Origin of the sequence: Pseudogracilibacillus amylolyticus (SeqCode) (genome assembly GCF_051918545.1) — a bacterium.
Taxonomy (GTDB): Bacteria; Bacillota; Bacilli; order Bacillales; family Amphibacillaceae; genus Pseudogracilibacillus.
In genome coordinates, this window is record NZ_JBPPZG010000172.1 from 1 (window position 1) to 8,676 (window position 8,676).

The window sequence follows — 8,676 nt, forward strand, 5'->3', positions numbered from 1 at the left end:
CGATGGTCTCAATTATCTCGCTGGAAAATCGTTACATGAAATTAATTTCACCGCAAGCGAGGCAACATTAAAGGCACATATCGACGGTGGGGTTCCCAACCTAGTAATTGATTTACCTGCCCTCGACGCGTACACATTTGGTTATATGGTGTATTTCTTTGAAAAAGCTTGTGCAGTAAGTGGCTATTTACTTGGTGTAAATCCATTTGACCAGCCTGGAGTGGAAGCGTATAAGCAGAATATGTTTGAGATGCTTGGGAAACCGGGGTATGGGAAGTGAAGCTTGTTTGATGTTTGGATAGTTACATGAATTTTACTTTGGTGTCGAGTGAGATGGGATATTGTTTGTAAAATATGTTTCAGTATTGAGTAATATGGTGACTCCATAATTTGAAATTATATATCAATCAATAGACTTATCCATCCTACAGGTGAAAAACAACGATAATAAGATTTGGAAAAATAATCGTGGCATTACCATGTGTACATGAAAAAATTTCCAAGACAATAAAAAGATCTCTTATTTTCATATCAATAAGAGATCTTTATTTTTTTGCTCACTTATTTTTATCTTTATCAAACATTCGTTTTCGTGCTTCTTTTTGTAGTTCTCGTTCTGTTTCTCGGGCGCTTTCTATTTCTTGCATGACAAGTTCGAGGTCTAATTGCAATAATCTTCCTTCTAATTCATCTTGTATATATGTTCGAATTGCATTGCGGCTATCTGCATCGGCGATGATGATAAGTCCTGTTTTCCCCGGAGATATCATAGATAACGTTTGTTCAAATACGCTTAACGCATCTCTAACCTCGCGTGCATCCCTGGCGGCTCCAATAACAGTTCCAGACACCCATCCAAGTAGCATTCCAAGTGGTCCGGCGAGAATTCCGATAAGTATCCCAATGATGCTACCTCTTGATGTTCGGTCAGGGCCAGTCATGTCCATAAAGTCTTTGATTTCAATTTTTTCTTTCTCAGAATTAATCACTACTGCCATCTGTTCTATATTTACATCTTTTTTTGCATGTCTTTGTTTTAATTCCGAAAATGCTTGGTATGATTTACTGTCTTCTTCAAATGTGGTAATAAACACTCGTTTTTCCATTTTCATCACCTCTATATATCAAAGATTACCATAAAAAGTGAAAAATTAGTAATTTTTACTGTTATGATGGAGCCTATTGCTTCTGGACTTTTAAAAATTTCTATTTTATTTATCCTGTATAGCAATTCGTCCTTTTTTGAATAGACTTCGATTTACCTTTATTTGTTTGAAATAAAAATAGGTGCTGGTTTCTTCCTGAATTGTTCCACTAAATTTTCAACTACATCATTATTATCCCCTTTCTAGGAAACCTATTTGATTGATAAAGGCATGGTGGCGGAATTTTAACATGCAAGATTTGATACCCCTACGAAATCTGGGAAGAGCGCCAAGCCAGTATTTTCATCCGTGATCTTTTTGTCGATTATAATTAAATGAAGCAATAGAAAAAGGTTTATTACCTTTGAGATATAAAGGATATTCGATGAAAAATTATTATTTCAATTTTGGGATGCAACCAATTGGCACTCTTCTATATCTAATATATTGAACAAACAAAAAAAGCAGAAAGAGGTGATTGATGGAATGGGATCGACAAAAACATTAGTCAAAAAGGCAAAAAAGGGAGATGGGGAGGCATTTATTGCGCTTGTAAAGCAATATGAAGATGTATTATATCGGACGGCAAGCAGAATATTAAACAATGACGAAGATGTAGCTGATGCGATGCAGGAGGCTATTATATCGGCTTACGAAAATTTACATACATTAAAAAACAATGATTACTTTAATACGTGGCTTTGTAAAATTTTAATAAATAAATGTAACAGCTTGCTAAATAGGAAGAAGAACATCGTGAGTATGAATGATCATATAATTCCTGATAAGAAAAATGATGAGTTTCAAAAAGTAGAATTAGAGGAAGCGCTTAATAGTTTAAATGAAGTGTACAGGGTAGCACTAGTTTTATATTATATTGTCGGCTTGAATGTTCGAGAAATTAGTGAATTTTTAAAGGAGCCGGAAGGTACAATCAAGTCCAGACTTTCTAGAGCCAAAAAGCTATTAAGACAAAACTATTATAACAATGAGGGAGTGATTGCTTGTGAAAAATAACTTTGAAAAAGAGTTGAGTCACATGATGAATGAAGAAAGAAAAATCCCTAGTAATGTAAGGCAATCGGTTGATCAAGCTTATGATTTAATTCGTTGTAAAGGTAAAAAGAAGAAAGTTCACTATGTTTGGAAACGAATAGCTGCTGTAGCATGTGCATTAATTGTAACTGGAATTGTTCTGACGAATGAACATGTAATTGCTGGAATTAACGGTTTTTTAAATTTTGGAGATCAAGGTGTTGAACAAGCTTTAAATAATGGTTTTTCACAAGCAAACGATAGTGCGGCAACTGATAAGGACATTCAAATATTCTTAGATAATTACTTTTTAGATGCGAATAAGTTAGGGATGAGTTTTCAGTTAGAATTTGAAGATCCAACCGTTCTAAAAAATATGGAAGATATGTCAATCGATTATCGAATAAAAAATGGTGATGGTGAATACATTGTCGAGTTTATTCCAGATACAAAACCTTTACAAGGTGAAAACAGATATATATCAAGTCTCGACTATCATCTTTTAAATGTAGATGAGAGTACAGGAAGAGCTCAATTGGATGTTCTGATGGAGTCTCATCAAGGAAATCTTCCAACTTTGGAAGATGCTGTAGTTGAAGTGGAGAGTGTCAATGTTTTTTATAGTGTAGATAAACTTGAGAAAATAGATGGTGATTGGAAGCTTTCTGTAATTAATCCAGATAAGCAAAATATTGATTCTTCAGTGCAATATGTCATGCAAGATGCATCTTCTACTATTCAGGTATCAGAAGCGAATGCAAATCCAACTTCATTACACATAACATTTTCAGTGGATGGAATATATGATGATGAAAGTGCATTTGTCGATCAGATGAAAGTCATAGACGAAGATGGCAATGAATATTTTTCAAATGGGTTTAGTAGAGAAGTGAGAAATAATGAGACTATTATTTCAACAAACTTCCCATTTACTTCTTATACTACTTCCAAAAAACTTACATTAATTATTGATGAAGTAGGAGAGGTGGAATTGATCAAAGAGTAGATTGCTAAAGCATTTGTTTTCTACGATCTATTATGAAGGACTTTTAACTAGACTTGTAATGCCCCCGAGGTTAGCCTAACAATCTAATCTCGGGGGCATTTTTTACATATTAGAGAAACATTCCCTCATATTCGGAGTCGTTCCATGCTAATTTTAGTTCATAGTACCCCCGTCCTCCCAATCTTTAATTCTTCCTCTCTTGTTGAATAGAAGAGTAACTGCTTATCATAAGCCTTATTTCCCAAACTGTAATTTTTCTAATTTTTAAAATGATAAAAAATTCCCGTAAATGATGTTGGGTTGAATAAAGTATGGTAATTAACTCCTGCATAGTCATCCTCATGAAAATACTTGAAATTAATGGTAATCTAAAAAGGATATTTAACGGTAAAATGCTCGTACTCTCTATGTTTATTTGAAGGAAAAGAGGGATGGTTAATTGATTGAATTTCTCCAACAGTTATTTAGAAGAAAAACGGAAGCGGAAAGAAAAAGAGATGAATACTATAAGCTGTATACGAAGCTCGAAAACATCTTGGAAGAATATGATAAAAAGGTAGAAGAATTTACGAGTGCGTATAATAGTTATCGAAACTCAGGACCTTATCTTTCTCCATCGAAAATCCCATCCAACGACTTTGTGGAAAAACGCAAACAATTAAATGAACGATTAGATGCTCAATTTGAAAATGAGCAAGGTAAACGATCGGATCTGGTTAACGCAGTAAAAATTGCGTATGGTCGGTATGAGTATTATCAGAGTTTAGCTATAAGAGAAGCCGAAAATTACGAGAGAGAAAAGAATAAATAAAGGAGTCAATAATAATGGATGATGTGGTCATTGATCAATCCAAATTAGAAGAGGCCAAACAACTTGCGAGCAAAGTGGAAAATAGTGTGAAACGAACCCATATGTATTGTGAAACATTAGTTTCGACAGTTGCTTCCTCGACTTGGAAAGGAGAAAGCAAAGACGCATTTTTGTCGTATATCGAAATTATCGAACAATATCATGCCGAGTTATCCGAAGCGGTAAAGTTACAAACAACCGCCATGAAAAACTTAGAAAGTTATATTGCAGAGTTTCCACAAGATAATCGGGTGAAAAGGATGAAAAGTATATGAGCAAACGAGAATCAGATTTGTTTCACATAACAGAAATATATTTACTTGCATCTGCCTTTGAATCAGAGATGCTATTTGGGTTACCCGATAAGAAAACGTTGCATTTATTAGGCGGTGAAGTGGATAAGGTTGCACATCAGGCATTAGTTAAAAAAGAAATTTTAACAGAAGAAGGCAAAATCACAAAAGGTGGAGCATACGTGATTCGGGCATTGGAGTTTTATTATTTAAGTAAAAAATATGTGAGAATTAATAATTTAATGTTCGGTTTTCGTGAAGCGGATGAAGATGAAGTCATTATGCTTGTCGAAGTAGAGGACGGAAAGTATTATCGGCTACATGTGATCTCAAAAGCACTTGTCTTAAAACTATTGATTGATCGTTTTCCATTTATTTTACGCGAGCCGGAAAAAGAAGAGAAGGATTTTTTGAAGAAAGAATTGTCTACACAACTCAGAGATGAACTCGGAGACCTGGAAATTGGGGAAGAGTTTATGAATCTTGAATTCTTTCATACAGGAGAAAGTCCTCAGGCAGAGGATAATCCGAAGTTTTACCAGCAGTGGTTCGCCCTTCCACATGATAAGAAGTTAATTATGATTGACCCGATGAAAGACATATATTATCACGCAAGTCAGTATTGGTTTTTAAAAATATTGTTTGACGAAATGGATTTCCCATATAAGGAGGCAACGTCGAATGTCTAAGCCTGTGTTAATGGATGGAGGCGGAGTTCGTGCAGAAATTAATATTGATGTCGATGAAATCACTTTGATCTATCAGCAAATTGAATCTATTTTGAATGAGTTTGAGAGTACAATTATTCCGAACATTGAAAAGTTGAAAACAAATGATTTCTATTCTTCAGGAAAAGCAAAGAAAGCGATGGATGCATTCCCGGAAGCAAATGAAAAAATAACAGAAATTTATAACCATTATGCAAGAGCTTCCCTATTAGTAATTGACACATTAACTAGCATGATGGAGGCAGACCGCACGATTGCTCTTGAAATTATCGAAAAGCTGGAGCTGTGATACAATGGATGTAAAATATATTCCTTCAGATTGGGAAAAGACAAAGCAAGGATTAAGTGAATTTGTTGGTGGTGGCCATTGGACGCTTAGTCCGTTCACTACGGCGAATGAGATTTGTAATAACCTTGATCAAGTTGAATCGCTTATTAGAAAGTATGACAGTGATGGATTTGTCTCCTTCAGTTATGATAATCAGAAAAATAAATATTATGAGTTGAATGAGGACTTCCATGCCCTTCACCAATTTGTAAGTGAAGTCGGAACAATTGTCGATGATGTTATCGATGAACGGTTTTACAAAGATATGGATAAATTTGTGGAAGCGATTCGTGATTTAAAGATTGAAGAGTTTAAAACGACAAATCGAATTGGTGCCATGCAGCAAATTAATACAGACTTTGCACCGAGTGGCGAAATTCCGAAATTAGAAATCACGCTGGACGATCTTTTCGGTGGAGAAAATTTTTATGCGGATCAAATTAAGCTCGAATATGACCAGATAAAAGAAATGCACCCTGACCAAGAATTCTCTTTAGAAGAATATAGGCAAGTAGCATTAAACACCCATGCGTTCGAATATACCTCGATAAAAGATCAGCAGTATAATAAAGAATTTTGGGTTAGCATTGCCGCCTTAGTAGTGATTGTCGGTGCAGCGCTTATTTTTCCCCCGGCAGGTATTGCACTCGGAGCTATTTATGGTACATTAGAATTATCGACAGCCGTCACAGGAAAAGACTGGGTTTCCGGCCGGGAAGTTGGTACAGGAGAACGATGGTTTAGAGGTTTGCTGGCACCACTTGACCTCATACCAGCTGTAGGCTCTGTGAAGAAATTTGCCGTTTTAGGCAGAGCTGGGAAATTGAAGCAAGCTGCCACGATAAGTTTGAAAACGTCGCCGGCAGTGAGACTGAAGGAGACGGTGAAAGGATCGATTCATACTGCACGTACGGAAGGCCTAAACCGGATGAATCAGTTAAAAGACTTCGCGAAAGGCCGAGCAGTCGTTGTAGGGAAGAAGATAGAAAAAGATGCGATCGATGTCGCAAAAGGAATCGATAAAGGAGTTACTGCTGCTAAACAATTAAAGGAATCCGTATTTCCCAAACATCAGTTTGCAACCCCTGATGGAGCGATAGTTTCGGGAAGCAAAGTAGAAAACACGCATGCTGTAGAGAATTTCTTCAGAGCGAAGATTGAAGATGTGAAGGGGATTGGGAAGGGTAGTAAGGAGATAGGTAAAAATATTTCTCAAGGTGCAAGATATGGCGAAAGAAAAATTTCAAAAGAGACGTATGGAAAATTAAGAAGAGCGTCGCCATCTTCAAAAATACAAAGAGAGGTTAATAAAAATATTGATAATATTATTGGAACCGAGGATTTTGCGTTACCAGGAAAAATAATTAATAAAAAACTACATGCAGACCATATTGTTTCTTTAGAAAAAATAGCTCGTATGGAAGGTTTTGAAACATTAACATATAATCAACAAAAGCAAATTGCTAATTATGTAGAGAATTTTATAGGACTTAGCGAAACCGCCAATACCTCAAAAGGTTCGAAATCATATGCAGATTGGTACGTCTATAAGAAAGAAAACATTCCTGTAAATCCTCGATTTAGGGAAAAAATGATATTAAAAGAAAAAGAATTAGAAATTGAGATACAAAAAATGATAGATGATTTTAACAGGATAAATAAAAGGGAGTGAATTTGTATGGAAAAGTTAGCATTTTTAAAGCAATATAGAAAAAGTATCGAGCTTGTATCTGACAAAGATATCCTTAATATATCAAAGGGGAGTATACCTCAACAATGGTTAGAAATATTTAAAGAAACAGATAAGACTAGAAGGAAAGATAAACTTTTAGCTCTATGGAATAGTGTATGTGAAAGAGAGTTGAGTAATACTATTTCATATCTAAGAGAAAATTTATTAGATTTCGAGCTAATTGTAGATAATGAACAATATGCAGTTTTATACAGTGTGAATAGTGAAAATGATGAAACTCTTTATTACGAAGGAGGGATACCGAAAAGTTCGATTTATACTTCAAAAATGCATCTAGACTGGTCAAATGTTCCAGAAGCTATTAAAGAATTTTATGAAAAGTTACACGATGGTTTCTATTATTTGCCAAGTAGAGCTATGGGACTTGTACCATTGGAGAATATTACTCACTTTAAGGAATATGAATGGGGAATAATTGAAGAATTGGAAGAACCATTAGGGATTAATATGGATACAACATTTGGATTTTTTGAAAATGGCATGGGTGGATATGTTGCTGTTGATTTAAATAATAGTGAGGAGGATGTAGCGACATTATGGTTTACTAATGATCAGCCCGATTACAATGTGAATTTTTGGGATGTTGTAGATGAATGGATTGTAATAGGGCTTCAAGATAATTAAATCCTATTTGATTAACGATTAATAGCTTCAGAATATTCTTAACAATATATAGTTTAGAAAGCTAACAGAGTGTACTAACCTCAAAAGTTAGACTAAATATTTAGCTACTAATTGACTGGTATGCAAACGGTACTCAACCGGCTCTTGCCAGTCAATTTTTCTTTTATTCGATTACTATTATAGTAGAAAACATCCCTTGCTTTAATTTCTTAAATTAGTCATAGACTTGTCCATGATACATTTGTTGTTTCAGTAAATCAAAGAATTTTTCTATCGGTGAATTATCTAGACAGTACGCCTTCGAGACATAATTTGAATTATTTTATTATCTTTCAGTCTTTTTATTAATCCTTCATTTTATATCTTCATAAATGGTTGTGCAGTAGGAAAAATCTTTAATATTGGAAGGCAAGGTATGCCAATGAAATGATTAAAAGGGGGATTATTGAATGAAGATAGAAATATTAAATGCCATCGATGAAGAATTCGAAATGTGCCCAGAAGCCTTTGGAGGACCTCTTAATATTGAGGAAGTAAACCAAGCAGAAGATGAGCTAAAAGTAAAATTGCCAGAGGATTTTAAAGAATTTCTTTTGAGATATGGTTCTGGAGCAGTTGGTGAGGCTATTATTTTGGGATTGAAAGAGGCAGAGTTTGTTGCGACACCATCATTTGTAGAGAAATCTCTACATTTTAGAAATGTACTCCCTAAAGGGTATGAGAACTTTATAGCTATTGGTATAGACGGTGCAGGAAATCCGGTAGGCTTTAATTTCCCGGATACAGAAATTATTACATTTGATTTTAACTTCGGTGGTAAAGAAATTATAGCAGAGAGTTTTGAGGAATACTTAGAAAAAGCAATCCGTGAAGAATTAAATATACATTTTTAACATCCAGGATATTAGTTGTAA

General features: G+C 34.8%; 10 protein-coding genes and 1 pseudogene. 10 read left to right on the plus strand and 1 reads right to left on the minus strand.

The genetic code is table 11. The annotated features are described in order from the left end of the window. Positions 1 to 280 (plus strand): annotated as a pseudogene (locus ACPYKA_RS15930) (glucose-6-phosphate isomerase); the annotation flags it as partial. Positions 281 to 557: 277 nt separating this feature from the next. On the opposite strand, the gene ACPYKA_RS15935 reads toward ACPYKA_RS15930, so the two are convergent. Beyond that, entirely contained in the window at positions 558 to 1,106 is a 549-nt protein-coding gene (locus tag ACPYKA_RS15935; protein ID WP_479543205.1) for a DUF1269 domain-containing protein, read from the minus strand. A 525-nt stretch (positions 1,107 to 1,631) separates the two neighbouring features. On the opposite strand from ACPYKA_RS15935, the gene ACPYKA_RS15940 reads away from it, so the two are divergent. The 9 genes from ACPYKA_RS15940 (at position 1,632) to ACPYKA_RS15980 (ending at position 8,655) form a co-directional block, all read left to right on the plus strand. Then, the gene (locus ACPYKA_RS15940) at positions 1,632 to 2,162 is read left to right on the plus strand and encodes an RNA polymerase sigma factor (RefSeq protein WP_479543206.1); all 531 of its coding nucleotides are present in this window, start codon (positions 1,632 to 1,634) and stop codon (positions 2,160 to 2,162) included. Continuing rightward, a complete protein-coding gene (locus ACPYKA_RS15945) occupies positions 2,152 to 3,186 on the plus strand; it encodes a DUF4179 domain-containing protein (RefSeq protein WP_479543207.1) in 1,035 nt (344 codons plus the stop codon). Before ACPYKA_RS15940 ends, ACPYKA_RS15945 begins: the two co-directional genes overlap by 11 nt. 439 nt (positions 3,187 to 3,625) lie before the next feature. Further along, the gene (locus tag ACPYKA_RS15950; protein WP_479543208.1) at positions 3,626 to 3,997 is read left to right on the plus strand and encodes a hypothetical protein; all 372 of its coding nucleotides are present in this window, start codon (positions 3,626 to 3,628) and stop codon (positions 3,995 to 3,997) included. A gap of 14 nt (positions 3,998 to 4,011) precedes the next feature. Next, a complete protein-coding gene (locus ACPYKA_RS15955; RefSeq protein WP_479543209.1) occupies positions 4,012 to 4,311 on the plus strand; it encodes a WXG100 family type VII secretion target in 300 nt (99 codons plus the stop codon). Then, positions 4,308 to 5,018 carry a DUF5081 family protein gene (locus ACPYKA_RS15960; protein WP_479543210.1) on the plus strand — a complete coding sequence of 237 codons (711 nt, stop codon included), beginning with the start codon at positions 4,308 to 4,310 and terminating at the stop codon, positions 5,016 to 5,018. The genes ACPYKA_RS15955 and ACPYKA_RS15960 overlap by 4 nt, the downstream gene beginning before the upstream one ends. Beyond that, positions 5,011 to 5,346, plus strand: a complete 336-nt coding sequence (locus tag ACPYKA_RS15965) for a hypothetical protein (protein WP_479543211.1) — start codon at positions 5,011 to 5,013, stop codon at positions 5,344 to 5,346. The genes ACPYKA_RS15960 and ACPYKA_RS15965 overlap by 8 nt, the downstream gene beginning before the upstream one ends. 4 nt (positions 5,347 to 5,350) lie before the next feature. Next, positions 5,351 to 7,057, plus strand: coding sequence for a hypothetical protein (locus tag ACPYKA_RS15970; RefSeq protein WP_479543212.1), 1,707 nt, complete (start codon positions 5,351 to 5,353; stop codon positions 7,055 to 7,057). Between the two features lie 6 nt (positions 7,058 to 7,063). After that, positions 7,064 to 7,762: an SMI1/KNR4 family protein gene (locus tag ACPYKA_RS15975; RefSeq protein WP_479543213.1), complete on the plus strand. Its 699-nt coding sequence runs from the start codon at positions 7,064 to 7,066 to the stop codon at positions 7,760 to 7,762. A 449-nt stretch (positions 7,763 to 8,211) separates the two neighbouring features. Continuing rightward, complete coding sequence (locus ACPYKA_RS15980) at positions 8,212 to 8,655, plus strand: SMI1/KNR4 family protein (RefSeq protein WP_479543214.1); 444 nt, start codon at positions 8,212 to 8,214, stop codon at positions 8,653 to 8,655. Positions 8,656 to 8,676: the final 21 nt, after the last annotated feature.